The sequence below is a fragment of the Vibrio sp. 970 genome (genome assembly GCF_033339075.1).
Genome location: NZ_JAWOTW010000401.1, coordinates 1 through 652 on the forward strand (window position 1 = coordinate 1; position 652 = coordinate 652).

A 652-nucleotide genomic window follows, 5' to 3' on the forward strand; every position below is an offset into this window, starting at 1 on the left:
TTTGAGCGGCAAAATCAATGTTAAAACTGTCAGACCTATGTAAAGGCTATGTAGACGGGGGAGAGTTTCATCCTGTGCTACAAGGGGCAGAATTAACATTACAGCAAGGTGAGCAAGTCGCTCTGATGGGGGAAAGTGGTTCTGGTAAAAGTACGTTGCTAAACGTCATTGCTGGTTTAGATACCGCCGATTCAGGCGAGGTTCAGTTTCCAAACTTTGCGATGCATGATGCTCCAGAACACTTAAGAACGCTCTACCGCCGCAACAATATTGGTAACATTTTCCAACAATTCAACCTCCTTCCTACTTTGAACATCGCCGATAACATCCGTTTTTGCCGTCAACTAAAAGGGTTACCGGAAGATAAAGGTCTCTGGCGTCAAATTCTTTCGGCTCTGGATCTCATGCCTTTATTAGGACGCTATCCAGAAGAAGTGTCGGGTGGCCAGCAACAACGTGCTGCGATTGCGCGCGCGTTGTACATGGAACCCAAAATTCTGCTTGCCGATGAACCAACGGGAAGTTTGGATGAGCGAAATGCGGAAGCGGTAATGCGTTTGCTGACCAGTCTTGCACGCCAATTGGACTGTACCTTGTTATTAGTGACGCACAGTGAGAAAGTTGCGGCACACATGGAAGGGAAAATTCGTCT

Annotated in this window: 1 protein-coding gene; it reads left to right on the forward strand. The window is 47.1% G+C overall.

All coding sequences use genetic code 11. From position 1 onward, the window contains the following. Window positions 1–17: 17 nt before the first annotated feature. On the forward strand, window positions 18–652 hold a 635-nt coding region (locus R7Q11_RS26950; RefSeq protein ID WP_225467084.1), incomplete at its 3' end, for an ABC transporter ATP-binding protein.